Genomic DNA, 25,417 nt, shown 5'->3' on the forward strand with positions numbered 1-25,417 from the left:
CCCCGCTCCGGAGGTCCGGAGCGGGGGCAGCCTCTTCGTGTGTGCGGGTGACGGGACGGGTCAGCCGGTGTTGCGCAGACCTGCCGCGACCCCGTTGACCGTCAGGAGCAGCGCCCGGGAGAGCAGCGGGTCGGGGTCTTCCTCGCGCGCCGCGGCGGCGCGCTGGCGGGCCAGCAGCGAGACCTGGAGGTAGGAGATCGGGTCCAGGTAGGCGTCCCGGATCGCGAACGTCTGCTGGAGGGCGGGGTTGGAGTCGAGCAGTTTCTCACCGCCGGTGATCCGCAGTACCTCCCGCACGGTGAGGGCGTGCTCGGCCTCGATGTCGGCGAAGACGTGCTTCAGCTCGTCGGGCACGAGGGTGTCCACATAGTGGCGGGCGATCCGCAGGTCGGTCTTGGCGAGGGTCATCTCGACGTTGGCGAGGAAGTTCTGGAAGAAGTGCCACTGGCCGTACATCTCGTCGAGCACGGTGTCGGGGCCTGCTTCGCGCAGTGCCTTCAGTCCTGAACCGACGCCGAACCAGCCGGGCACGATCTGCCGTGACTGGGTCCAGCCGAAGACCCAGGGGATGGCCCGCAGGCCGTCGAGGCCCGCGCCGGAGTCGGGCCGCCGGGAGGGGCGGGAGCCGAGGTGGAGATCGGCGAGCTGGTCGACGGGGGTGGAGGCGAAGAAGTACGCGGGCAGGTCGGGGTCCTCGACGAGCTTGCGGTAGGCGCCGTGGGCCGCGTCGGAGACGGTGTCCATGGCCGCGTCCCAGCGGGCCAGTGCTTCGTGGGACTGGCGGGGCGCGGTGTGCAGCGCCGATGCCTGGAGGGTGGCGGCGACGGTCAGTTCCAGGTTCTCCCTGGCCAGGGAGGGGATCAGATATTTGTCGGAGATGACCTCGCCCTGTTCGGTCACCTTGATCTCGCCTTCGAGCGTGCCCCAGGGCTGGGCGAGGATCGCGTCGTGCGAGGGGCCGCCGCCGCGGCCGACGGTGCCGCCGCGGCCGTGGAAGAGCCGCAGTCGCACGCCGTGGCGGTGCGCGACGTCACGGAGCCGCCGCTGCGCCCGGTGGATCTCCCACTGGGAGGTGGTGATACCGCCGAACTTGGAGGAGTCGGAGTAGCCGAGCATGACTTCCTGCACGTCGCCGCGGAGGGAGACGAGCAGGCGGTAGGAGGGGTCGGCGAGCATCTCGTCGAGGATGACGTCGGCGGCGCGCAGTTCGTCGGTGGTCTCCAGCAGCGGCACGATGCCGATCTTGGCCCAGCCGCCGTGCAGGTCGAGCAGGCCGGCCTCGCGTGCCAGAACGGCCGCGGCGAAGACGTCGTCCGCGCCCTGGCACATGGAGATGATGTACGACTCGATGACCTCGGGGCCGAACCGTTCGAATGCCTGCCGGACGGTGTGGAAGACACCGAGGGTCTTCTCGCCCGCGGCGTCGAGCGGTGCGGGGGTGGGCGCGAGCGGGCGGCGTGAGCGCAGTTCCTTGGCGAGGAGCTTCTGCCGGTACTCGCGCGGCATGTCGGCGTAGCGCCAGGACTCCTCGCCGAGGCGGTCGAAGAGCTGTCCGAGCGCGTGGTGGTGGGCGTCCGCGTGTTCGCGTACGTCCATGGTGGCGAGCTGGAGGCCGAACGCGGCGAGGGTGCGGATGGTGCGGTCCATGCGGCCGTCGGCGAAGAGGCCGCCGCGGTGTTCGCGCAGGGAGGTCTGGATCAGGGTGAGGTCGTCGAGGAGTTCGGCCGTGCCGAGGTAGTCGCGGCCGGCTTCGTGCGGGGTGTTCCTGGCGAGGCGTTCGCGGGTGTTGACGAGTTTCTGGCGGACGCAGGTCGCCTTGAGGCGGTAGGGCTCCTCGGCGTTGAGCCGCTTGTAGCGGGGGCTGATCTCGGGGAGGAGTTCGAGGTCGGTGCGGAGCGAGTCGAGCAGTTCTTCGGTGGCGCCGGTGTAGCGGATGGAGTTGGAGAGCAGGCCGCGCAGGTAGTCGATGAGTTCCAGGGCGTCGGTGATGCCGTGTTCGTGCTGGAGGATCAGCACTTCGCGGGTGACTTCGGGGGTGACATTGGGGTTGCCGTCGCGGTCACCGCCGATCCAGGTGCCGAAGGTGAGCGGGCGGGTGCCGGGGGGCAGTTCCACGCCGACCCGTTCGAGTTCGGCGACGAGGTCCTCCAGTACGTCGCCGACGGCGCCGCCGTGCAGTTCGTCGAGGTAGTAAATGGCGTTGCGGGCCTCGTCGGCCGGTTCCGGCCGTACGACGCGGAGTTCGTCGGTCTGCCAGATGAGGTCGATGGACTCGGCGAGCCGCAGGTCGTGGCGGCGCCGGTCGGCGGAGATGACCGGGGCTTCCAGCAGCTCGGCGATGCGGCGGAGTTTGTTCAGTACGGAGCGGCGTGCGGCTTCCGTGGGGTGCGCGGTGAACACGGGCCGTACGTTGAGGTTCTTGACGGTCTCGCGCAGATGTTCGGGGTCGGCGTCCTTGAGCCGGTCCGCGGTGCGGGCGAGCAGTCCGCCCTCCGCGGCGCGGCGGGCGCGCATCTCCCGGCCGCGGTGGACCTGTTCGGTGACATTGGCCAGGTGGAAGTAGGTGGAGAAGGCGCGTACCAGCTTGGCGGCGGTTTCCAGGTCGGTGTCGCCGAGCAGCTCGGCGGCGGCTTCGCCGTTCTCGCGCGTCAGTGCGCGTACCCGCTCGACGAGCTCAAGGAGCTCGGGGCCTTCCTGGCGTACGAGGGTCTCGCCCAGCAGGTCACCTAGACGGCGGATGTCGGAGCGCAGCTCCGCGCTGGCGGATGGGGTCTGGTCGGCACTGCTCACAGGTGCGGCTCCTTGCAGTGTTTGAGCACGTCTGGAGGGTTCTGGAGACTTCGCGGACCGCGCTGTCCGACGACTCCAAGGATAGGTGGCCTTTCCCCGGCGTTATCCACAGGTCTCTTGTCGCGGCGTGGGACGCTGCCATACTTACGATGCCGTAGGTTACGCACCCGTATCCGGGCATCAGCCGTATTCCTCACCCCGAGGGGACCCCCCATGACGACGACCCCCGACGACGTGATCGAAGACTCCTCCACTCCCCCATCGCCGGCTGACGGCGCCCCGCTTCCCTCCGCCACTCTCGGCGCGGACAGCAAGGGGTCCATCGAGCAGTTCGCTCTGCTGCTCTTCATCGCGGTGCCCTTTGTGGCTCTGCTCGCGGCGGTGCCGCTGGCATGGCGCTGGGGCGGCGTGAGCTGGCTCGATCTGGGCCTGATGGTGACGATGTACTACATCGGCTGCCATGGCATCACGATCGGTTTCCACCGCTATTTCACCCATGGCGCGTTCAAGGCGAACCGCACGCTGCGGATCGTGCTGGCCGTGGCCGGTTCGCTCGCCGTGGAGGGCCCGCTGGTCCGCTGGGTGGCGGACCACCGCAAGCACCACAAGTTCTCCGACGCGGAGGGCGACCCGCATTCGCCGTGGCGGTTCGGCGAGACGCTGCCGGCGCTGATGAAGGGCCTGTGGTGGGCGCACATCGGCTGGCTGTTCGACGAGGAGCAGACACCGCAGCAGAAGTACGCCCCCGATCTGATCAAGGATCCGGCCATCCGCGCGGTGTCCCGGCAGTTCGCTCTGTGGACGGTCGTTTCGCTGGCGATCCCGCCGCTGGTCGGCGGACTGGTGACGATGTCCTGGTGGGGTGCCTTCACGGCGTTCTTCTGGGGGTCGCTGGTCCGGGTGGCGCTGCTGCACCATGTGACCTGGTCGATCAATTCGATCTGCCACGCCGTCGGCAAGCGTCCGTTCAAGTCGCGGGACCGTTCGGGCAATGTCTGGTGGCTCGCCGTGCTGTCCTGCGGGGAGTCGTGGCACAACCTGCATCACGCGGATCCGACGAGCGCACGCCATGGCGTGCTGCGGGGCCAGATCGATTCCAGTGCCCGGCTCATCCGCTGGTTCGAGCTGCTCGGCTGGGCGTCCGACGTCCGCTGGCCGAGTGCTTCACGTCTGGACTCCCGGCGCAAGGGCGCACCCTCCAACGCGGCATGATGGGCATTGTGGCGATCGACGGCAGTACGAACAGCGCGGGCGGTACCGACAAGGGCCGGGCTCCGGTGGGCCGACGGGCCCGGCGGGTGCGCATGACCGGTGCGGAGCGCCGCGAGCAACTGCTGGACATCGGCCGCACCGTCTTCGCCGAGAAGGGTTTCGAGGCCACCTCGGTCGAGGAGATCGCCTCCAAGGCCGGGGTCTCGAAGCCCGTCGTCTATGAGCATTTCGGCGGCAAGGAGGGGCTGTACGCGGTGGTCGTGGACCGTGAGATGCGCCAGCTCCTGGACATGGTGACCGGCGCGCTGACCGCCGGTCACCCGCGTGAGCTGCTGGAGCAGGCGGCCTTCGCTCTCCTCGACTACATCGAGACGTACACGGACGGCTTCCGCATCCTGGTGCGTGACTCGCCGGTCGCCCAGTCCACGGGCACCTTCGCCTCGCTGATCAGCGATATCGCCACTCAGGTCGAGGACATCCTGGGCATGGAGTTCAAGGCGCGCGGTTTCGATCCGAAGCTCGCTCCGCTGTACGCGCAGGCCCTGGTGGGCATGGTGGCGCTGACCGGCCAGTGGTGGGTGGACGCCCGCAGGCCGAAGAAGTCGGAGGTCGCCGCGCATCTGGTGAATCTCGCCTGGCACGGTCTGGAGGGCCTGGAGCCCAAGCCCCGGCTGATAGGTCACCGCAAGTCCTGAGCCGCCCCCCCGTCACCCCGGGACACGGAGATGACCGTGGTGCTGGACCGGCGGTGAGGCCGGGCCCGGCCTCACCGCCGGTCTCAGCTCTCCTTGCGGGCGACCGCGAAGATCCGGCGGAACGGGAAGACCGTGCCGTGCGGGCCCGGCGGATATGCCTCGCGGAGCAGCGCGCGGTACTGGCTGGTGAACTCCTCGGTGGCCTCCCGGTCACCGTCGAGCGCGGTGAGGACGGGCCGCAGCGCGGTGCCTTTCACCCAGTCGAACACCGGGTCGTCGCCGGTGAGGAGCTGGACATAGGTGGTCTCCCAGACGTCCGTGGCGCAGCCGAGGTCCATCAGGCGCGCGAGGTAGTCGGCGGGCTCCAGGACATGGCCGGGGTGTGCGCCGGTGAGGCCGAGCCGCTCGCGCCAGGGCGGGGCGGCGATCAGTCCGGCGAGCAGGGTGTGGCTGGGGGCGTTGAAGTTGCCCGGGACCTGGAAGGCGAAGGTGCCGCCGGGCGCGAGGCTCTCGATCCAGCCGGCGAAGGAGTCGGGATGGTTCGGCACCCATTGCAGGGCCGCGTTGGAGACGATCAGGTCGTACGGTTCTGCGGGTGTCCAGTGCGTGGCGTCGGTGCTGCGGAAGGTCATGGTGCCGCCGCCCGGGGTGGGGCCGGCGTACTCCTTCCGGGCGCGGTCGAGCATGTCCGGCGAGTTGTCGAAGCCGGTGATCGAGGCGCCGGGCCAGCGGTCGGCGAGGAGCGCGGTGACATTGCCGGGGCCGCAGCCGAGGTCGGCGATCGTGGCGGGCGCGCCGGACGGCGGGTCGGGGACACGGGCGAGCAGGTCCAGGAACGGGCGGGTGCGGTGCCCGGAGTGCCTGAGGTACTGGTTCGGGTCCCAGGTCGGTGAGGAGTGCACGGTTGAGCTCCCTTGCGGGTACAGAGCGTCCTGCCGCGCGCCGGGCGGTGGCGGCACGGACCAGCCTGCACGCATATGTATCTTGACGTCAAGAGACTTCATGTCGAGGGACCCTTTACACTGACCGTTATGGAGGACGAGGTCGACCGACTGGTCGCAGCATGGCGCCGGGAGCGCCCCGACCTCGACGTGGAACCACTCGAGGTGCTCAGCCGGGTCAGCAGGCTGGCCCGCCATCTTGACCGCGCGCGCCGGATCGCGTTCTCCGAGCACAGCCTGGAGCCGTGGGAGTTCGACGTCCTGACGTCGCTGCGGCGCGCGGGAGCGCCGTATCAGCTCTCCCCGGGCCAGTTGTTGACGCAGACCCTGGTCACATCGGGCACGATGACAAACCGCATTGACCGGCTGGCCAAGAAGAGCCTGGTCGAGCGGTTGCCGGATCCCAGCGACCGGCGCGGTGTGCTGGTCCGGCTCACCCCTGAGGGGCGCGACCGCGCGGATCAGGCGCTCGCCGGGCTGCTCGCCCAGGAGCGCGCGATCCTCGCCGAGCTCTCCCGGGCGCAGCGTGGTGAACTGGCCGCCCTGCTACGCCAGTTGACCGCCCCGTTCGACAACGTCCCCAGCTAGCTCGGCCGGCCCGACGCCGGCCCGGCGCGCCAGGGCGACGGCGGCCAGCGTGGAGTGCACGCCCAGCTTTCCCAGCACGTTCTGCATATGGGTGCGGACGGTGTGCGGAGAAAGATACAGGCGCTCCGCGACGGCCTTGCGCCCGAGCCCCGCGACCATGCAGCGCAGTACTTCGCGCTCGCGCGGGGTGAGCGACTCGACGAGCTGCTCGCTCTCCGTGCGGTGCTTGCGCGCGGCCGTCAACTCCCGCAGTACGCCCGTGAGCAGGGCGGGCGGCAGATGCGTCTCGTCGCGCAGGACGCCTCGTATCACGGCGAGGAGCCGTTGCAGCGAGCAGTCCTTCGCGACCCAGCCGGAGGCGCCCGCCTGGAGCGCCAGGGCGGCGCGGCGCTGGTCGTCCTTCTCGGCGAGCACGACCGTACGGACGGACGGCTGGCCCGAACGGACCCCGGCGACCAGCGAGATGCCGTCGACCGGCGCCACTTCGCCGTTGTCGGGCACGGCGCGGGCGACCGGCACCTGAACCGGTCCCGCGGCCGCGCCCAGGTCGGCGTCGACGAGCATCACATCGAATCTGCGGCCCTCGGCCGCCGCCCGTTCCAGACAGCGCAGCGCGGCGGGGCCGCTGCCGGCCGCCGCGACGTCCACGTCCGGCTCGGCCGCGAGAGCTGCGGCGAGCGACTCGGCGAAGATGCGGTGGTCGTCCACGACCAGGACCCGGATACGTACCAATGGACACCCCCTGAAGGTGGGGAGCGGACTGCGCGGGTGCGGCGCCCGGTGCGCGGTGGATCCGTCAGTGGCACGGCCGCCGCCGTGTGATCACCGCCACCTGCCCCGGGCGTCGACCCGACTTGTCTCCACCCCTGAACAGCACCGGCCCCCACCGGTGCTGTGCATCAGGGTACGGCTGTGGGCCCGTAGCGGAAGGAATTTCGCAGAACTCATCGGCGGGTCTGTTTAGGGTGAGACCCATGTTCCGTATGGAAACAGAAGTCGACAAGGAATGGCGTTCCGTGCTCGGTGAGCGGCTGCGTGAGGCCAATGCCGACCGTTCGCCGGTGATGCGGGCTCTGCGCGACGGGCCCATGGGCGAGGAAGTCCCCCTCCATGTCTGGCTGCTGGACGACTCCTCGGGCGAGCTGGCCGGTGGCCTGACGGGCCGGACCTGGGCCCGCTGGCTCCATGTGGATCTGCTCTGGGTCGACGAACGCCACCGGGGCGCGGGCCTCGGGACGCGACTGCTGGCCGAGGCGGAGCGGGTGGCACGGGCGGAACGCGGCTGCGCGCGGGCGCGCCTGGAGACCTGGGACTTCCAGGCGCCGGTCTTCTACCGGAGGCATGGCTACGAGATCGCCGGTCAGGTCCCCGACTATCCGCCGGGCGTGACGGAGTACATCCTGGTCAAGACCCTGGCCTGAGCCGGCTGGCGCCGCCGTCCCGCGCCGCGCGCGGCCCGCCCGCCGGGCGCGGGAGGGCGGGCCGCGCGCCGGGGTCAGACCAGACGGTGAGCGCCACGCGCCGGGATGGCCGGGAAGACGCGCGGCGCCGTGTGGCCCGCCGCGGCGAACGCCTCGGTCACCGACTTCGACACCGCGTCCGCGTCGGACTCCTCGACCAGCACGATCGCCGAACCGCCGAAGCCCCCGCCGGTCATCCGGGCGCCGAGGGCGCCGGCCGCGGTGGCGGCGGTGACCACCAGGTCGAGTTCCGGGCAGGAGACCCGCAGGTCGTCGCGGAGGGAGGCGTGGCCCTCGGTGAGGACGGGGCCGACGGCGCGGACATCGCCCGCGTCCAGCAGTCCGATGACCTGCTCCACCCGGCGGTCGTCGCTCACGACATGCCGGACATAGCGGCGGACGTTCTCGTCCTCCCCCGACAGCCGGTCCAGCGCCGCCGGCAGCTCGCCGTACGCGATGTCGCGCAGCGCGCGGACCCCGAGGGCCCGCGCGCCCGCCTCGCACCCCGCGCGCCGCTCGGCGTACGCGCCGTCGCCGAGCGCGTGCTTGACCCTGGTGTCGACGACCAGCAGCCGCAGTCCGTGGGCCGCCAGATCGAACGGCACCTGACGCTGCGTCAGGTCACGGGTGTCCAGATACAGGGCGTGCCCCTCGGTGCAGCACGCCGACGCCATCTGGTCCATGATCCCGCACGGGACGCCGACGAAGTCGTTCTCGGCGTGCTGGGCGAGCACCGCCAGCTCCGCCCCCGACAGGCCCAGTCCGAAGAGGTCGTTCAGGGCGAGGGCGGTGACGACCTCCAGCGCCGCCGACGACGAGAGTCCCGCGCCGGTCGGGACGGTCGAGGCCAGATGGATGTCGGCGCCGGTGATCGGGTGGCCCGCTTCTCGCAGCGCCCAGACGACACCGGCCGGATAGGCGGCCCAGCCGGTGTCGGAGCGCGGGACGAGGGCGTCGGGGCCGAGCCGGACCACGCGCTGGGAGACATCCGCGGAGTGCACCCGCAGGACCGAGTCCGTACGGCGGGACACCGCGGCGACCGCGGTGTGCGGCAGCGCCAGCGGCATCACGAAGCCGTCGTTGAAGTCGGTGTACTCCCCGATCAGGTTCACCCGGCCCGGGGCCGCCCAGACCCCTTCCGGCTCGGCCCCGTACAGCCGCCGGAAATCCCGCGCGACCTGCTCCGCCCCGACGCTGTCACTCACCCTTGGTTCTCCTTCCGGCGTGCGAACGCCCACGCGTCCGCGACGATGCCCGACAGATCGGCGCGGCTCGGGGTCCAGCCGAGGCGGCGGTGTGCCGTCTCCGCCGACGCGACCAGGACGGCGGGGTCGCCGCCGCGCCGCCCGGCCACGACCTCCGGGACGGGATGCCCGGTGACCTTGCGTACGGTCTCGATGACCTCGCGGACCGAGAAGCCGTTGCCGTTGCCGAGGTTGCAGATCAGGTGTTCGCCCGCCACCGCCGCGTCCAGCGCGCGCAGATGGGCCTCTGCGAGGTCCGCGACATGGATGTAGTCGCGGACACAGGTGCCGTCCGGCGTCGGGTAGTCCTCGCCGAACACCGAGATCGACTCCCGGCGGCCGAGCGCGACCTGGAGGACCAGCGGAATCAGATGCGACTCGGGGTCGTGGCGCTCGCCGCTGTCGCCGTAGGCGCCCGCGACATTGAAGTAGCGCAGCGAGACGGCCGCGAGGCCGTGCGCGGCGCACTCGCCGCCGATCATGTGGTCGACGGCGAGTTTCGTCGCGCCGTAGGGACTGGTCGGGGCGGTGGGGTCGGCCTCCGTGATGGGCGTGGAGACCGGCTCGCCGTAGGTGGCGGCGGTGGAGGAGAAGACCAGTGTGCGTACGCCGGCGGCGCGCATCGCGGCGAGCAGCGCCATGGTGCCGCCGACGTTGTTGTCCCAGTACTTCTCGGGCTTGGCGACGGATTCGCCGACCTGCGAGAACGCGGCGAAGTGCAGCACCGCGTCGTACGAGGAGTCCACCCACCTGGCCGCGTCCTGGATCCGGCCCTCGATGAACTCGGCGCCCGCCGGGACGCCCTCCCGGAATCCGGTGGAGAGGTCGTCGAGCACGGTCACCTCGTGCCCCGCCTCCAGCAGATGTGCCGCCACCACGCTGCCGACATATCCCGCGCCACCCGTGACCAGGTACTTGTTGCTCACTCGCTCGCTACCTCTCGCAGTCGCTCGGCCGCGGTCTCCGGCGGCACGTCGTTGATGAACACACTCATGCCGGATTCGGAACCCGCGAGGAACTTCAGCTTGCCGGAAGTTCGGCGAACGGTGAAAAGCTCGAGGTGAAGTGCGAAATCGTCGCGCCCGGCGGCCCGGAACGGCGCCTGGTGCCAGGCGGCGATGTACGGCGTCGGCGGTTCGCCCTCGCCGAAGATCCGGTCGAAGCGCTTCAGGAGTTCGAGATAGACCCGGGGGAACTCGGCGCGCGCCGCGTCGTCGAGCGCCCGCAGGTCGGGCACCCGGTGGCGCGGGTAGAGATGGACCTCGTAGGGCCAGTGCGCCGCGTACGGCACGAACGCGACCCAGTGCTCGCTCTCCAGCACCACCCGGGTGCCCGCCGCGGTCTCCCGTCCGACGATCTCGTCGAAGAGATTGCGGCCCGTCTCGGCGCCGTGCTCGCGGACCGAGCGGAGCATCAGCTCGGTGCGCGGGGTCACGAAGGGGTACGCGTAGATCTGCCCGTGCGGATGACCGAGTGTGACGCCTATCTCGGCGCCCCGGTTCTCGAACACGAAGACCTGCTCGACCTGGGGCAGTCCGGCCAGTTCGGCGGTGCGGTCGGTCCAGGCGTCCAGCACCAGCGCGGCCTGTTCCTCGCTGAGGCCGGCGAACGAGGCGTCGTGGTCGGAGGTGAAGCAGACGACCTCGCAGCGTCCGGCGTCGCCGGCGAGCGAGGGGAAGCGGTTCTCGAAGACGGCGACGTCGTAGCCGGAGTCCGGGATCTCGCTGAGCCGGCCGTCCCGGGAGGGGCAGAGCGGGCACTGGTCGGCGGGCGGCAGATAGGTGCGGCCCTGGCGGTGCGAGGCGATGGCGACGGCGTCCCCGAGCAGCGGGTCGCGGCGGATCTCCGAGGTGGTGGCGACCGGGCCGAGGGGCCGCCGGTCGACGGCGTCGCGCACGGCGTCGTCCCGGGAGTCGTAGTAGATCAGCTCGCGGCCGTCGGCGAGCGTCGTCACCGTCTTCTTCATCGGTTGCCTCCCGGCCCACACTCAAACATAACCGAACACAACAAACCACAACTCAACAGATGCGTCAACGCTCGAACGGCGGGCATACGAGCAGACGCCACGCACCGCGTACAGGGACGATATGTCCGGGATAAACCGATATAGCTGCCAACTCGATCACAGTCGAACAAAGAACACCAACAGAACTGTTCATTTCTTGAACGCGGAGGCGTAGGTTCCGGCTGAGTTATTTATTGCGACGAAGCGAGTACCCCATGCGATACCTGGCCGAAGGGCTCCGGCTCCCCACAAACGGGCTCGATTACACCATCCTCGCGATCTACTTCGTGGTGGTCCTCGGCATCGGGTTCGCGGCCCGCGCCAGTGTGAAGACCAGCCTCGACTTCTTTCTCTCCGGGCGCTCCCTGCCGGCCTGGGTGACGGGCCTCGCCTTCGTCGCCGCCAACCTCGGCGCCACCGAGATTCTGGGCATGGCCGCCAACGGCGCCCAGTACGGCGTGTACACCGTGCACTGGTACTGGATCGGCGCGATCCCCGCCATGGTCTTCCTCGGCCTGGTGATGATGCCCTTCTACTACGGCTCGAAGGTGCGCTCCGTACCGGAGTTCCTGCTGCACCGCTTCGGGCCCTCCTCCCACCTGCTCTCCTCGATCATCTTCGCGGTGTCGTCCGTGCTGATCGCGGGCGTCAACCTGTACGCGATGGCGATCGTGCTGGAGGCGCTGCTGGGCTGGCCCGAGTGGGTCGCGATCGTCATCGCGGGCTTCTTCGTCCTCGCGTACATCACCATCGGCGGCCTCTCCTCGGCGATCTACAACGAGGTGCTCCAGTTCTTTGTGATCCTCGCGGCGCTCATACCCCTGACCATCGTCGGTCTCAAGCGGGTCGGCGGCTGGGACGGGCTGACCGACTCCCTCACCGGCTCGCACGGCGGCGCCTTCCTCAGCGCCTGGGAGGGCACCGGCGTCGGTTCGCCGAACCCGCTCGGCGCGAACTGGCTGACGATCGTCCTCGGTCTCGGCTTTGTGATGAGCTTCGGCTACTGGACCACCAACTTCGCCGAGGTGCAGCGCGCGCTGTCCGCGAAGAACCTCTCCGCCGCCAAGCGCACCCCGCTGATCGCGGCCTTCCCCAAGATCTTCATACCGATGGTCGTGGTCGTGCCCGGCCTGATCGCGCTCGTCATGGAGCCGACGCTGGGCAAGACCGGCAGCGGCCTCCAGTACAACGACGCCATTCCGGTCCTGATGCGCGATCTGCTGCCCAACGGCGTGCTGGGTATCGCGGTGACCGGTCTGCTGGCCGCCTTCATGGCCGGTATGGCCGCCAACGTCTCGTCGTTCAACACCGTCTTCACCAATGACATCTGGGGCGCGTACCTCAAGAAGGACCGCGAGGACGCCTACTACCTCAAGACCGGACGCGTCGTCACGGCGGTCGGTGTGCTGATCGGCATGGGCACGGCGTTCATCGCCTCCAGCTTCAGCAACATCATGAACTACCTCCAGACGCTGTTCTCGTTCTTCAACGTCCCGCTGTTCGTGGTCTTCATCATCGGCATGTTCTGGAAGCGGACGAGCCCCGCGGCCGGTTTCTGGGGCCTGCTCTCCGGCACGGTCGCCGCGATGGTGAACTACTTCTGGTTCTACAAGCAGGGTGTCATCGACATCCCCAGCGACCAGGGCGCGAACTTCGTCTCCTCCATCGTCGCGTTTGTCGTCGGTGCCGTGGTGATGGTGATCGTCTCCTACGCCACCAAGCCCAAGCCGGCCGAGAAGCTCGCCGGCCTGGTGTACGGCACCCGCTCGCCCGGGATGGACGAGCTCTCCGCCGAGGGCGACGACGCGTGGTACCGCAAGCCGGCCCTGCTGGGCTGGGGCGCGATCGTCCTCGCCGCCATCTGCTACGTCCCCTTCTCCTTCTGACCGGCTTCGACCGAGGCTGAGAGGAACGCATCACCATGAGCGAGTATCAGAACCAAGTCCAGGAGCTGGAGGCCAAGTCCGCGACGGCGGCGCGGCTCTTCGACATACGCCGCATCATCGGCGGACTCTTCGTGCTCTACGGGATCATCGTCACGATCGCGGGGATCACCGCGTCCGACGCCGATCTGAAGAAGGCGCAGGACATCAACATCAATCTGTGGACGGGGCTGGGCATGCTGGCGCTCGGCGTGTTCTTCCTGGTGTGGCTGAAGCTGCGCCCGACGGCTCCGCCGACCCCGCCGGCCGGGGATCACCCCGTCGACTGACGGCGGGCCGGTGTCTTCCGGCGGGGCCGGACCTCACGCGCGGAAATCGCGCCGGTCCGGCCCCGCCGTCGTGTCCCCGGGGCCGCCGTCCGGCGCGGCCCGGTCCAGCAGTCCCGTACGCGCCGCCAGCGCGGCGGCCTCCAGCCGGGAGCCCACTCCCAGCTTCATCAGCACCCGCTGCACATGGGTCCTGGCGGTGCTGGGCGCGATACGCATCCCGGCGGCGATCAGCCGGGTGTCCTCGCCCTCCGCGACCCGCACCAGCACCTCGATCTCGCGCGGTGTGAGCATGCTCAGCAGCCGCTGTCCCTCGTCGTCGGGCTGGGCCGCCGGATTGAGCAGCTCGGTGAAGGCGCCCTGGAGAAGCTGCGGGGCGACCGCGGCCTCACCCGCCCGTGCCTTGGCCATGGCCCGCTCGACGCCCTCGATGCGCTCGTCGTGGCGTACATACCCGGAGGCGCCCGCCGCGAAGGCCGCGGCGATCCCGCGCGGGCTGGGCACCGGCCCGAGCACCACCACCGCCACCTGGGGGCGCTCCCGCTTGATCCGTACGATCGGGTCGAAGACCCCCGGCTCGGCCGGCATCGCCGTGCCCATCAGACAGACCTCGGGCGCCCTGCTCACCACCAGCTCCGCGACGCCCGCGGTGGGCGCCGCCGCCGCGAGCACCCGGTGTCCGCGCAGTTTCAGCGCCGAGGCGAGCGCCTCGGCGAGCAGTCTGTGATCATCGACCACCATGAGCCGCACGCCCATCGGCCAACCCCCCGTCACGGCTCCGGCCCGGCCCCCGGCCTCTTGACCCGGCAAGCTACACGCTTGTTCGACATTGCGCGCCCCTTACCGGTAAGAAGCCCCCGGATTGCCGAATTCCCAGCCATTCGGGACTGGTTCGGCGGACACGGTCACGGAGAGTCGCTCACCACGGGGCCCCGGCCGCGGGTTGTCCGCGACCGGGGCCCGCACCGGCCTCGCCGGTGGCGCTATGTGGTGCTGAACGCGAGGACGAGATACGCCTTCTCGTCCTGCGCCGAGGCCGACGGCTTGCTCAGCATGACGTCGGAGAGGAACAGCCGGCCGCCCCCGTAGAGGATCTCCGCGTAGTCCGCGGAGAAGCCGCTCTCCGCGTCGCGCGAGGTCTCGTCGGCCGGATTCTCCATCAGCAGCGTCTGTTTGAAGGTGCGGCCGTCGATGGAGACGATCTGACCGCCCTTGTCGTACGGCGGCCGCTTGTAGGCGATGATGTCGCCGCCGTCCATGCGCAGCGGAAGCATCGTGTAGCGGTCGCCCGCGTCGGCGCGGTCCGAGGTGGCCTTCCCGGTGGCCAGGTCGAAGGAGAGGATCTCGTTGGTGTTGCCGTACTCCCCGCCGCCCTCGTGCTCCTCGGTCGGCAGATAGATCCGCCCGTTGCCCACCACCAGGTGCTGGCAGGACTCGACCTCGGTCGACGCGCAGCGGGCCGCGTACGTGTCGGCGTCGGCCGGGATCTTGGCCCGCAGCTTGCCGGACTTCTCGTCGATCGAGAAGAGGTCCGAGATACCGCTGCCGTCTCCCGCGGTGTCGCCGACATCGGCGGCGACAACCAGCGGCTTGGTGGAGACGATGCTCGCGTACTCCACTCCGGACGGCATCTTGTACGAGGAGACCGGCGCGCCCGTGAGCGGGTTCAGGTTCTCGATGCTGAGCCGCGGGTCGTCGTACGAGCCGCACTTGCGGACCGCGACGAGCCCGTCGCCGCCGCCGTACCCCATGTCGTAGCAGCCCTCGGCGCTGACCTCGGGCTTCCAGAGGATCTTGCCGGTGGCGAGGTCGAAGGCGGCGCCGCCGTCCGTGCCGCCGGCCGCGATCGTCGTACCGCTGAGAGTGATCTCGGAGAACCGGACCTTCTCGTCGCCCGCGTTGGAGCCCTTCGCGGACTTGGTCCAGAGCAGCTTGCCGGTCTCCAGGTCGATCGCGCCGACCTCCGTGCACGGCTGGTAGTCGGTGGCGGCGGTCCGCTTGGCGGCCTCGAAGGCGATCGCGGTCCTGTGGTCCTTGCTGGCATGCCGTGATGCCGCGCAGAGCTGGCCCGGCAGCGGGATCGCCCAGAGCTGGGTGCCCTTGGCGGGGTCGTAGCCGACGATCTGGTTGACGCCGGTCTTCACATAGGCGGTGTCGGTGAGCCAGGAGCCGTTGACGGCGGTGATGTCGGTGACCTTGGGCGCGGGGAGCTGGAACGCGACCTCGGACCTGGTGTCGGCCGGTGCCTTCTCCTTGCCGCCGCCACCGGTGCCCTTGCCGCCGCCGTCGGGGGCACCGGTGGAACCGCCGCTGGTGCCGGCCTCCGTGTCGCCGCCGTCGGAGGCGGCGAACCAGAGGCCGCCGCCGATGATCAGCACCACGGCGAGGGCCGCGGCGATAATGATCTGCGTCTGTGCGGTCAGTTTCCCGCGCCCGCCGCTCTGCCGGGGCGGCTGGGGCGGCTGCTGGTACGGATAGCCGTAGCCGGGCTGCTGACCGGGCTGGCCGGGGTAGCCGTAACCGGGCTGCTGACCGGGCGGGCCGTAACCGGGCTGGCCGGGGTAGCCGTAACCGGGCCCGCCCGGCGGCTGTGGCGGCTGTCCCGGCGGGCCCTGCGGCGGCGACTGCGGATAGCCGTACTGAGGGTGCGCCGGGGGCGGAATCGGCGCACCGAAACCGCCGGGAGGCGGGTCCTGCGGAGCACCGAACCCTCCGGCCGGCGGCTCCTGCGGGGCGCCGAAGCCCTCCTGCGGTGGCTCGTTGGGCGGCTGTGGCGGCTGTGGCGGCTGCGTCATGGCGTAGGTACCTCGGAAGGAAGCTCGAAGAAGCCCGCGAGGAGCGGACGTGACGGTGTCGGGGACGGAAGGAGCCGGGCCGCGGTCACTCGCCGAAGGCCATCATGGTCTTCGTCGCCCTTTCCTCGGCGTCGTTGCCGGCGCTGACCCGGCTGCCGGTCACATAGAAACGGCCGCCCGCGTAGGCGTACTTGGGCGAGTAGAAGGAGCTCTCGATCTCGGCCGTGGACGCGGGGTGCTGCTGGAGCATCCGGGGAGCGCCACCGGCCGGAGCGACGGTCGCGACCGCGCCGCCCTTGTCGTACGTGGCCTCCAGGTAGACCAGGACGTTCCCGCCCTCCATGCGCAGCGGTGTCATCATGCGGCCGGCGGGCGCCTTGGTACGCCACTTGGGCTTTCCGGTGGCCAGGTCGAAGGCGACGAGCTCATTGGTGCGGGCGATGCCGCTGCCGTCGGGCGCGGTCGACATGTAGAAGGAGTCGGCGTCGGCGGCGACGCCGACGCAGCCCTCCAGGTTCTGGCCGAAGACGACGAAGCTGCCGCCGCAGCTCGGCTGGAACGTGTCGGCGCCGCCCTGGATCTGCGAGCGCGGTGTGCCGTTCGCGTTGAGCGCGACGACGCTCCAGGACTTCTTCTCGTCGTTCTTCACGGAGATGACCAGCGGTTCGACCGAATAGACCTTGTCGACGACCCAGTTCTTGGCCAGCTTGTATGTCCACTTGGGCTTGCCGGTGACGGGGTCCAGCTCCTGCACCTGGTTCTGCGAGACGTCCAGGTCGCCGGTGGGGCAGCTCTCGGCGGCGATCAGCCTGGGGCCGCCCGCGAACGCGTAGGGCTGGCACTGGCCCGGCTGTCTGCCGAAGAGTTCCTTGCCGTCGCTCACCCGGTAGGCGTTGGAGTTGCCGGTGCGGGCGGCGGTGACGGTGTCCCCGCTGATCGCCAGGGTGATGTCGGTCATCATGTCGAAGGCGCCCTGTTCGGCGACCTCCTTCTTCCAGCCGCCCTTGCCGGTGGTGAGGTCGACCAGTTGGAGCTGGTTGCAGACGCTCTTGTCGGTGGTGCCGTTCTTGATCCCGATGACGAGCTTGCCGTCCGCGGTGGGCGCGACGGGCGCCGCGCACACCTCCGCGGGCAGCGGCAGCGTCCACCTCTTCTTGCCGTCGGCGGCGGAATAGCCCACCACCTGCTTGTACATGGCCTTGACGACGGTGTCCCCGGCGAACCACGGGCCGTACACGTCCGCGCCGTTGCGCGGCAGGTCCACGTCGTTGGTCGCCAGCCACAGCACCTTGGACTCGCCGTCCTTGCGCCCGGCGTTGAGGTCGTCCTGGGACTCGCGTCCGCCGCCGCTGCCGTCGCCCTGGTCGACCTCGGACGAGCCGCTCGGCTTGGCGTCGTCGCTCCTGCTCGGCGCCGGCTGCGCGCCGCTGTCGTCGCCGCCGCCGAGCAGCATCCAGCTACCGCCGCCGACGACCAGCAGCGCGACGGCCGCCGCGACGACGACACCGGCCGTGCTCCGGAAGAAGCTCCTGCCGCCGCTCCCGGGCGGCGGGCCGGGCGGGCCGGGGTAGTGCTGGGGCGGCTGCCCGCCCCCGTACGGATTGGGCAACTGCCCGTAGGGGCCCGGCTGGGCACCGTACGGTCCCGGCTGCTGCTGGTACGGCCCCGGCTGGGCACCGTACGGGCCGGGCTGCTGCTGGTACGGTCCCGGCTGCTGGTACGGCCCCGGTCCCTGCGGGTAGCCATATCCGGGCGGTCCCGCCGGCGGCGGCTGCGGCGGGCCGTATCCCGGCTGCGCGGGCGGCGGGCCCTGTGGCGGCTCCGGCGGATCCTCCGGAGCGCCGAAGCCTCCCTGCGGCGGTTGCTGACTGGGCGGCTGGGTCATCAGCGCGTTCCCCCTTGATCACGGTCCGCCGCCCGGTCGGCCTCCCCCGCGATTCCGGTGACTGGCCCCCGGAATGGAGCGATTCGGGCGTGGATTCCGCATCGTCACATCAGTCGAGCGGGGCCTACTTTCTATCACTCGGACAGGCGTACGGAACGGGCCGGTGCGCCCCTGTTCCCAAGGGAGAACCGGCCCGTGATGCCGCTGTTACGCGCTCCGGGCGCCGCCCCTACGCGTCCTCCGCGAGCTCCAGCCAGCGCATCTCCAGCTCGTCACGCTCACCGGAGAGTCCGCGCAGTTCCGCGTCGAGTTCGGCCACCTTCTCGAAGTTGGTGGCGTTGTCGGCGATCTGCTGATGGAGCGTGGTCTCACGGCCCGAGATCTTGTCGAGCTGCCGCTCGATCTTCTGCAGTTCCTTCTTCGCGGCCCGGCCGTCCTTGGCCGAAGCGCCGCCCGCGGGCCGCTCCGCGACGGCGGGCGCGGCGGGCACCGGGACGGTGGACTCGGCCAGCTTCCGGCGGCGTTCCAGGTATTCGTCGATGCCGCGCGGCAGCATCCGCAGGGACGCGTCGCCGAGCAGCGCCATCACCTTATCGGTGGTCCGCTCGATGAAGAACCGGTCGTGGGAGATGACGATCATCGATCCCGGCCAGCCGTCGAGGAGGTCCTCAAGCTGGTTCAGCGTCTCGATGTCGAGGTCGTTGGTGGGCTCGTCGAGGAAGAGGACATTCGGCTCGTCCATCAGCAGCCGCAGAAGCTGGAGCCTGCGCCGCTCGCCGCCGGACAGATCCCCGACCGGTGTCCACTGCTTCTCCTTGGTGAAGCCGAACTGCTCGCAGAGCTGACCCGCCGTCATCTCGCGGCCCTTGCCGAGGTCGACCCGGTCGCGTACCTGCTGGACGGCCTCCAGCACCCGCAGGGACGGCTTGAGTTCGGTGACCTCCTGGGAGAGGTACGCCAGCTTGACCGTCCTGCCGACGATGATCTTCCCGGCCTCGGGCTGCACATCGCCCTGGCTGCGGGCGGCCTCGGCGAGCGCGCGCAGCAGCGAGGTCTTGCCCGCGCCGTTGACCCCGACCAGGCCGATCCGGTCGCCGGGGCCGAGCTGCCAGGTGAGATGGGTGAGCAGCACCTTGGGACCCGCCTGGACCGTCACGTCCTCCAGGTCGAAGACGGTCCTGCCCAGCCGGGCGTTGGCGAACTTCATCAGCTCCGACGTGTCGCGGGGCGGCGGTACGTCCGCGATCAGCTCGTTGGCCGCCTCGACCCGGAAGCGCGGCTTGGAGGTGCGGGCGGGAGCGCCCCGGCGCAGCCAGGCCAGCTCCTTGCGGACCAGGTTCTGCCGCTTGGCCTCCTCCGTCGCCGCGATGCGCTCGCGCTCGGCGCGGGCGAAGACATAGTCGGAGTAGCCGCCCTCGTACTCGTGCACGGCGCCGCGCTGGACGTCCCACATCCGTGTGCAGACCTGGTCGAGGAACCACCGGTCGTGCGTGACGCAGACGAGCGCGGACCGCCGGGCCCGCAGATGCTGCGCCAGCCAGGCGATGCCCTCGACATCGAGGTGGTTGGTGGGCTCGTCGAGCACGATCAGGTCCGGCTCGCCGATGAGCAGCTTGGCGAGCGCGATACGGCGCCGCTCGCCGCCGGAGAGCGGCGCGATGACGGTGTCCAGCCCCTGGGGGAAGCCGGGCAGGTCGAGCCCGCCGAAGAGTCCGGTGAGCACGTCCCGGATCTTGGCGTTGCCCGCCCACTCGTGGTCGGCGAGATCGCCGATGACCTCGTGCCGGACCGTGGCCGAGGGGTCGAGCGAGTCGTGCTGGGTGAGCACTCCGAGCCGCAGTCCGCCGCTGTGGGTGACCCGGCCGGTGTCGGTCTCCTCCAGCTTGCTGAGCAGCCTGATGAGGGTGGTCTTGCCGTCGCCGTTGCGCCCCACGACGCCGATCCGGTCTCCCTCGGAGACGCCGAGGGAGACACCGTCGAGCAGCGCACGGGTGCCGTACACCTTGGTGACTGCCTCGACATTGACCAGGTTGACGGCCATTTCACTCCTGTACGGGGGGATCGATCGACGTCCCAGGGTAATGGCCGCGGGCGGTGCGCCGTCGTGGCGGACCGGCCCCCGGGCGCCGGGGGCCGCGCCGCCCCGTCTCACGCGTCGTCCCGGCCTCCGGTGACCCGGCGCACGACGCTCAGCAGATACTCCTTCCGGTTGAGCGGATCGTGGTCGGTGCGTGCCCGGCCGGGGGGTGTGCCGGTCACCGGCCGGTAGTGGTCGAAGGCCGCCTCCAGCACTCCCTCACCGCTGGTCAGGGTCGGCAGCAGTTGTTCCAGGCCATGCACCCGGGCCGCCGGGATGTCGCCCTCCAGGACGTACGAGGGGCCCAGCCGCGTCGTGGTGCGCGGGACGGCGCCCTGCCGGGCCAGCACCGGCAGGACCGCTCCCAGCGCGTCCGCCGGGACATCGAGGCGGAAGCGGTGCAGGGGTTCGCACACCTGGGTGCCGGCCTGCCGCAGCGCGGTCATCAGCACCAGTGGCGTCAGGATGCGGAAGTCCCCGGCGGTGCTCGACATGCTTTTGTCGAAGGTGCCGTGGGAGTGGCTCTGCCGGGGCGCGTAGCCGGAGCGCGTCAGGGTGACGGTGCAGTCGGTGACCCGCCAGCCCCGCAGGCCCTGGCCGAGGGTTTCCCGGACGGTCTCCTCGATCGCCTTGCGGAAGGCGAGCGGCAGCGCCCCGGGCTCGATCTCCAGCCGGTAGCGCACCCCGGAGCCGACGGCGGCCGGATCGACGCGCAGTCCGATCGTCGCGAGAAAGGGATTGGGTTCCTTTCCCATGATCTCGACGGCCGCTCCGGTGCCGACGGGCCGTTCGACGCAGATGGTCGTCGTCTCCCGGAATCCGGCGTCGACACCGAATTCGTTCGCCAATGTCGCCTGGATGACCTCTTTCTGCACTTCTCCGTAGAGCGAGAGCAGCATGTCCCGGCTCGCGCCGTCCTGGCGCAGATTGATCAGCGGATCCTGTTCCGCGAGCTGGGAGAGCGCGACATGCAGTGCGCCGCTGTCCGCGGGACGGCAGGGAAAGACGACCGTCTCCAGGGTCGGCGGCGCGAAATGGTGATGTGCCGCGGCTTTTCCGGAGACGCCGATCGTGTCGCCGACGCGAATGGCGTCGAGGCCCCGGAGTTTCCCGATCCGGCCGGCGGCGACCGAGTCGCGGGGAGCGGCCGGGCCCTGGCCGGGGACGTCGATCGCGGTCACTTTCCCCTCGCCGGCCGGGACCGCCTCGCCGTCCCGGCCTTCTGCGCCGTCCCGGCCTTCTGCACCGTCCCGGCCGAAGCGCACCCGGTCGCGCACCCGTACCGTGCCGGAGAACATCCGGACGTACGCGATCTTCTCCCCGGCCGGGCCCCGCTCGACCTTGAAAACGGTGCCGGAGACCGGCCCTTCCGTGTCGTCCCCGGCGGTGGGCAGCAGCTCACTGATCGCGGCGGTCAGCGCGCCGACGCCGGCGCCCGTCGCCGCGGATCCGAAGAACACCGGGTGGACCAGACCCCGCCCGGCCTGCGCCGCGAGCTCCTTCCGGAGCCTGCCGTACGACACCGGCGTCGCGTCGTCGACACAGGCGGCCAGAAACGCGTCGTCGTGGTCGGCGAGCAGTTCCGTCAGCCCGGCCGTGAAGGCGGTGTCGGCCGCGCCGTAGGGGGTGAACTCCGCGTCGCGCGTGCCGAGGCCGCGCGCCGCGCCCATTGGGACGATCGCGGGCGTCAGCTTCTCCGAAATGCCGCGCAGTACGCCTTCGTACCGCGCCCCACCGCGGTCGATCTTGTTGACGAAGACAAGCGTGGGAATGCGCAGCCGTTGCAGCGTCCGCATCAGGACGCGGGTCTGCGCCTGCACCCCTTCGACGGCGGAGATTACCAGCACGGCGCCGTCGAGCACATTCAGCACCCGTTCCACCTCGGCGATGAAATCGGGGTGGCCGGGGGTGTCGATCAGATTGACCGTGACCCCGCCGACGGCGAACGACGCGACGGCGGATTTGATGGTGATTCCGCGCCGGCGTTCCAGCTCCAGGGAATCGGTCTGGGTGCTGCCCTCGTCGACGCTGCCGATCTCGTCAATGACACCGGCGGCATGAAGGAGCCGCTCGGTCAGGCTGGTCTTACCGGCGTCCACATGCGCCAGGATCCCCAAATTCAACGTGCTCACTGAACGTCAAGTCCTCTGAATAGGCGAAAGTTCCCTTCTGAATGGACATTGACGTTCCGCGCATAATCAGCTCCCAGGTCGACCGGCGTGCGCTGGGAGTACAGCAAACCCCCGCCGCGGGGGCAACTGTTTTATCGAATGGCTCAGTGCTGTACGGCGCTCGCGTGCTCGGCTGTCGCCCGCTGCACGACCGTCGCGCCCCCGGCCGGCGCCGGAGCCACCCGGGCCGTCCGGCAGGTGCCCGAGGCGAGCAGGGCCTCCGCGATCTCGGTGGCCGCTTCCGGGTCCTTGGCCAGGAAGGCCGTCGTCGGGCCGGAGCCCGAGACCAGCGCGGCCAGGGCCCCGGCGGCGGTGCCCGCGGCGAGGGTGTCCGCCAGGGACGGCCGCAGGGAGAGCGCGGCGGGCTGGAGGTCATTGGCCAGGGCGCCGGCCAGCGCGACGGCGTCGCCCGTGCGCAGGGCGTCGAGCAGCGCGGGATCGGCGGCCGGGGCGGGGATGTCCGTGCCCTCGGTCAGCCGGTCGAACTCCCGGTACACGGCGGGGGTGGACAGGCCGCCGTCGGCGACCGCGAACACCCAGTGGAAGGCGCCGCCGACCGCCAGCGGCGTGAGCTGCTCGCCTCGGCCGGTGCCGAGCGCCGCGCCGCCGAGCAGGCTGAAGGGCACATCGCTGCCCAGCTCGGCGCAGAGGGCGAGGAGTTCGTCCTGCGACGAGCCCAGCGACCAGAGGGTGTCACAGGCCAGCAGCGCGCCGGCGCCGTCCGCGCTGCCGCCCGCCATACCGCCCGCGACCGGGATGTCCTTGGCGATGTGGATATGGACGCGCGGGTCGATGCCATGGCGCCGCGCCAGCGCGAGGGCGGCCCGTGCCGCGAGGTTCGTGGCGTCCAGCGGGACCTGGTGGGCGTCCGGGCCCGAGCAGGTGACCCGCAGTTCGTCCGCCGGCGTCACCGTGATCTCGTCATGGAGACCGACGGCCAGAAACACGTTCGCCAGGTCGTGGAAGCCGTCGGGACGGGCCGCGCCCACCGCCAGCCGCACATTGACCTTGGCCGGTACCCGTACGGTGACGCTCACGCGTCGGCCTCCCTCGTCTTGTCGTCCGGCGTCTCGTCCGACGTCCGGTACCGCTTCTCGTTGGTCTCGCGGGGCGTCTCGTCGAGCTTCGTGCCGCGTTCCGGCCCGGCCTCCGCGATCCGCGCGAACTCCTCCACCGTCAGCGCCTCACCGCGCGCCTGCGGCGAGATCCCGGCCGCGACCAGCGCGGCCTCGGCCGCCGGGGCGGAGCCCGCCCATCCGGCGAGGGCCGCGCGCAGGGTCTTGCGGCGCTGCGCGAAGGCCGCGTCGACGACCGCGAAGACCTCCGTCCTGGACGCCGTGGTCTGCGGCGGCGCGGCCCTGCGCACCAGCGAGACCAGCCCGGAGTCCACATTGGGCGCGGGCCAGAAGACCGTACGGCCGATCGATCCGGCCCGCTTCACCTCGGCGTACCAGTTGGCCTTCACGGACGGCACGCCGTACACCTTGTTGCCCGGCACGGCGGCCAGCCGGTCGGCGACCTCGGCCTGGACCATCACCAGGGTCCGTTCGATCGTCGGGAAGCGCTCCAGCATGTGCAGCAGGACCGGCACGGCCACGTTGTACGGAAGGTTGGCGACCAGCGCGGTCGGCGCGGGGCCGGGCAGCTCGCGTACCCGCATCGCGTCGGAGTGCACCAGCGAGAAACGCCCGGCGCGCGACGGCATACGGGCCTCGATCGTCGCGGGCAGCGCACCGGCCAGGACGTCGTCGATCTCGACGGCCGTCACCCGGTCCGCCGCCTCCAGCAGCGCGAGCGTCAGCGAGCCGAGCCCGGGACCGACCTCCACGACCACGTCGTCCGGGCGCACCCCGGCGGTGCGGACGATCCGGCGGACGGTGTTGGCGTCGATGACGAAGTTCTGCCCGCGCTGTTTCGTCGGGCGTACGCCCAGGGCTGCGGCCAGTTCGCGGATGTCTGCGGGGCCCAGCAGGGCGTCGGACTCAGTGGTGCTCACCCGGTCAGCCTACGGCCGCAGTGCGGCCACGGACTCGCCCCCCGCTGCACGTAGAGCTTCTTCGCCCGGAAGGTCTGTTCGGCGGCCGGGGCGTCCTGCGGGCGTCCGCTGCCGCCGAGGGACCGCCAGGTCCCGCTGTCGAACTGGTAGAGCCCGCCGTAGTGCCCCGACGGATCGACGGCTCCCGGCCGGCCGCCGGACTCGCAGGCGGCGAGCGCGGCCCAGTTCAGTCCGTCCGCACCGGCCACGGACGTCGGCCTCGGCCTGGTGCCGGCCCTGACCCGCTGGACGACCGGCTCGCGCGCCACCTCTTCGTGGACCCTCCGGGGCTTCTGCCTGACACCGTTGACGGTGCGCAGGGCGTAGGTGACCCGGCGGACACCCGGGCGGCCCCGCTGGACGACAATCTCCGTGCCGGTGAACAGCGACGGGTCCTCCGTCTTCACGGTGGTGTACGCGATGGCCTCCTCACGCACCTGGCGGCCGGCCGTGACCCGCATGACGGTGATGGTCTGGCCGTCGCGCGGGAAGCTGTCGCGCGGTACGGACGTGGTGTCGTGGCCGCGCAGGATGATGCCGGTCCGGGCCAGCGCCTCGCCCACGGTCGCCGCGTTGGTGCGGATCGTGTGCTCGCGGCCGTCTGCCATGAAGGTCACGGTCCGCTCGGTCCGTACGTCCAGGGCCAGACCGGTGCGGGAGATCGCGGAGGAGCGCGAGACCGAGAGGAACGCGCCCTCGGCGCGCACCCCGAGCTGGCGCAGCGCGCCCTCGACCGTGCGGGCCGTCGTCCACACCTGGCGCCGGTGGCCGTCGAGGGTGAGCAGGACGGGCCTGCCGTAGCGGACGACGATCTCGTCACCGCTGGCGAGATCGGCGCCGGGCCCCGGGGCGACGATGTCGTGCGGGCCGACCGTCACACCCTGGTCGGCCAGGAGTTCCCGCACGTCGTCGGCGAAGGTGTGCATGGTGCGCGGCACACCGTCGACGCTGAGCCGCACGGCCTTGTCCTCGGCGAGGAACGCGGAGGTGCCGCCGGCCAGGAAGGCGACGATCAGGGCCTTCGGGACAAGGCGGCGCAGGGGCGCCGGAGCGGCCGGATCGCCGCCGGGAGCCTGCGGGGCCCGGGCGGCCCTGTGGCCCTCGCGGCGGAATCCGGCTCCCGTCTGCTGCCGTGGCACGACAGGCCCGGGTCCGGCCGGCGGGCCGGGGGCGGCGCGGCGGACACGCGGCTCATGGCGGTGGCGCCCGGCCGCCGGTCCGTAGGACGGCTGCTCCACCGTCCCGCTGCCCCGGTGTCCGCCGCGTGCGGCACCGTCACCGCCCCGCGTATCGCTCACGACGCCTCCACA

At 70.9% G+C, this 25,417-nt stretch carries 20 protein-coding genes; 6 read left to right on the plus strand and 14 right to left on the minus strand.

The window, feature by feature from the left end; all coding sequences use genetic code 11:
• Positions 1–60 precede the first annotated feature (60 nt).
• Positions 61–2,790 carry a phosphoenolpyruvate carboxylase gene (ppc, locus tag ABZ707_RS09095; protein ID WP_360170238.1) on the minus strand — a complete coding sequence of 910 codons (2,730 nt, stop codon included), beginning with the start codon at positions 2,788–2,790 and terminating at the stop codon, positions 61–63.
• Positions 2,791–3,003: 213 nt separating this feature from the next.
• Between ppc and ABZ707_RS09100 the strand changes: the two genes are divergently transcribed.
• Together ABZ707_RS09100 and ABZ707_RS09105 are read left to right on the plus strand one after the other, a co-directional pair.
• Entirely contained in the window at positions 3,004–4,002 is a 999-nt protein-coding gene (locus ABZ707_RS09100; protein WP_360170241.1) for a fatty acid desaturase, read from the plus strand.
• A complete protein-coding gene (locus ABZ707_RS09105; RefSeq protein ID WP_360170244.1) occupies positions 3,999–4,697 on the plus strand; it encodes a TetR/AcrR family transcriptional regulator in 699 nt (232 codons plus the stop codon). The genes ABZ707_RS09100 and ABZ707_RS09105 overlap by 4 nt, the downstream gene beginning before the upstream one ends.
• An 83-nt stretch (positions 4,698–4,780) precedes the next feature.
• Here the strand turns inward: ABZ707_RS09105 and ABZ707_RS09110 are convergent, their stop codons facing one another.
• On the minus strand, positions 4,781–5,599 hold the full coding sequence (locus ABZ707_RS09110) for a trans-aconitate 2-methyltransferase (RefSeq protein ID WP_360170247.1): 819 nt from the start codon (positions 5,597–5,599) through the stop codon (positions 4,781–4,783).
• A 129-nt stretch (positions 5,600–5,728) separates the two neighbouring features.
• Between ABZ707_RS09110 and ABZ707_RS09115 the strand changes: the two genes are divergently transcribed.
• Complete coding sequence (locus ABZ707_RS09115; RefSeq protein ID WP_319680142.1) at positions 5,729–6,226, plus strand: MarR family transcriptional regulator; 498 nt, start codon at positions 5,729–5,731, stop codon at positions 6,224–6,226.
• Here the strand turns inward: ABZ707_RS09115 and ABZ707_RS09120 are convergent.
• A complete protein-coding gene (locus ABZ707_RS09120; RefSeq protein ID WP_360170250.1) occupies positions 6,185–6,958 on the minus strand; it encodes a response regulator transcription factor in 774 nt (257 codons plus the stop codon). The genes ABZ707_RS09115 and ABZ707_RS09120 overlap by 42 nt on opposite strands.
• A 242-nt stretch (positions 6,959–7,200) precedes the next feature.
• Here ABZ707_RS09120 and ABZ707_RS09125 point away from each other — a divergent pair, with 242 nt between their 5' ends.
• Positions 7,201–7,647: an N-acetyltransferase gene (locus tag ABZ707_RS09125; protein WP_360170253.1), complete on the plus strand. Its 447-nt coding sequence runs from the start codon at positions 7,201–7,203 to the stop codon at positions 7,645–7,647.
• Positions 7,648–7,721: 74 nt separating this feature from the next.
• On the opposite strand, the gene galK is transcribed toward ABZ707_RS09125, so the two are convergent.
• From galK to galT, 3 genes are read right to left on the minus strand one after another with little or no spacing between them, the layout of a single operon-like run.
• A complete protein-coding gene (gene galK, locus ABZ707_RS09130; RefSeq protein WP_360170256.1) occupies positions 7,722–8,891 on the minus strand; it encodes a galactokinase in 1,170 nt (389 codons plus the stop codon).
• On the minus strand, positions 8,888–9,856 hold the full coding sequence (gene galE / locus ABZ707_RS09135) for a UDP-glucose 4-epimerase GalE (protein ID WP_360170259.1): 969 nt from the start codon (positions 9,854–9,856) through the stop codon (positions 8,888–8,890). Before galE ends, galK begins: the two co-directional genes overlap by 4 nt.
• Positions 9,853–10,896, minus strand: coding sequence for a galactose-1-phosphate uridylyltransferase (gene galT, locus ABZ707_RS09140; RefSeq protein ID WP_360170262.1), 1,044 nt, complete (start codon positions 10,894–10,896; stop codon positions 9,853–9,855). The genes galE and galT overlap by 4 nt, the downstream gene beginning before the upstream one ends.
• 254 nt (positions 10,897–11,150) lie before the next feature.
• Between galT and ABZ707_RS09145 the strand changes: the two genes are divergently transcribed.
• The gene (locus tag ABZ707_RS09145) at positions 11,151–12,821 is read left to right on the plus strand and encodes a sodium:solute symporter family protein (RefSeq protein WP_360170265.1); all 1,671 of its coding nucleotides are present in this window, start codon (positions 11,151–11,153) and stop codon (positions 12,819–12,821) included.
• A gap of 35 nt (positions 12,822–12,856) precedes the next feature.
• Positions 12,857–13,147, plus strand: a complete 291-nt coding sequence (locus ABZ707_RS09150) for a hypothetical protein (protein WP_360170268.1) — start codon at positions 12,857–12,859, stop codon at positions 13,145–13,147.
• A 33-nt stretch (positions 13,148–13,180) separates the two neighbouring features.
• On the opposite strand, the gene ABZ707_RS09155 is transcribed toward ABZ707_RS09150, so the two are convergent.
• The 8 genes from ABZ707_RS09155 to ABZ707_RS09190 form a co-directional block, all read right to left on the minus strand.
• The gene (locus ABZ707_RS09155; protein WP_360170271.1) at positions 13,181–13,900 is read right to left on the minus strand and encodes a response regulator transcription factor; all 720 of its coding nucleotides are present in this window, start codon (positions 13,898–13,900) and stop codon (positions 13,181–13,183) included.
• Positions 13,901–14,127: 227 nt separating this feature from the next.
• Positions 14,128–15,939, minus strand: a complete 1,812-nt coding sequence (locus ABZ707_RS09160) for a PQQ-binding-like beta-propeller repeat protein (protein WP_360170274.1) — start codon at positions 15,937–15,939, stop codon at positions 14,128–14,130.
• Between the two features lie 85 nt (positions 15,940–16,024).
• Positions 16,025–17,824 (minus strand): PQQ-binding-like beta-propeller repeat protein, encoded by a 1,800-nt coding sequence (locus ABZ707_RS09165; protein ID WP_360170277.1) that lies wholly within the window; start codon positions 17,822–17,824, stop codon positions 16,025–16,027.
• Positions 17,825–18,053: 229 nt separating this feature from the next.
• The gene (locus tag ABZ707_RS09170) at positions 18,054–19,865 is read right to left on the minus strand and encodes an ABC-F family ATP-binding cassette domain-containing protein (protein WP_360170280.1); all 1,812 of its coding nucleotides are present in this window, start codon (positions 19,863–19,865) and stop codon (positions 18,054–18,056) included.
• 107 nt (positions 19,866–19,972) lie between these two features.
• On the minus strand, positions 19,973–22,033 hold the full coding sequence (locus tag ABZ707_RS09175) for a translation factor GTPase family protein (protein ID WP_360170283.1): 2,061 nt from the start codon (positions 22,031–22,033) through the stop codon (positions 19,973–19,975).
• A gap of 143 nt (positions 22,034–22,176) precedes the next feature.
• A complete protein-coding gene (locus tag ABZ707_RS09180; RefSeq protein ID WP_360170286.1) occupies positions 22,177–23,109 on the minus strand; it encodes a 4-(cytidine 5'-diphospho)-2-C-methyl-D-erythritol kinase in 933 nt (310 codons plus the stop codon).
• Entirely contained in the window at positions 23,106–24,068 is a 963-nt protein-coding gene (rsmA, locus tag ABZ707_RS09185; protein WP_360170289.1) for a 16S rRNA (adenine(1518)-N(6)/adenine(1519)-N(6))-dimethyltransferase RsmA, read from the minus strand. The genes ABZ707_RS09180 and rsmA overlap by 4 nt, the downstream gene beginning before the upstream one ends.
• Positions 24,065–25,405, minus strand: a complete 1,341-nt coding sequence (locus tag ABZ707_RS09190; RefSeq protein ID WP_360170292.1) for a ubiquitin-like domain-containing protein — start codon at positions 25,403–25,405, stop codon at positions 24,065–24,067. The genes rsmA and ABZ707_RS09190 overlap by 4 nt, the downstream gene beginning before the upstream one ends.
• Between the last annotated feature and the right edge of the window lie 12 nt (positions 25,406–25,417).

Source organism: Streptomyces sp. NPDC006923 (assembly GCF_040635655.1).
Lineage (GTDB): Bacteria > Actinomycetota > Actinomycetes > Streptomycetales > Streptomycetaceae > Streptomyces.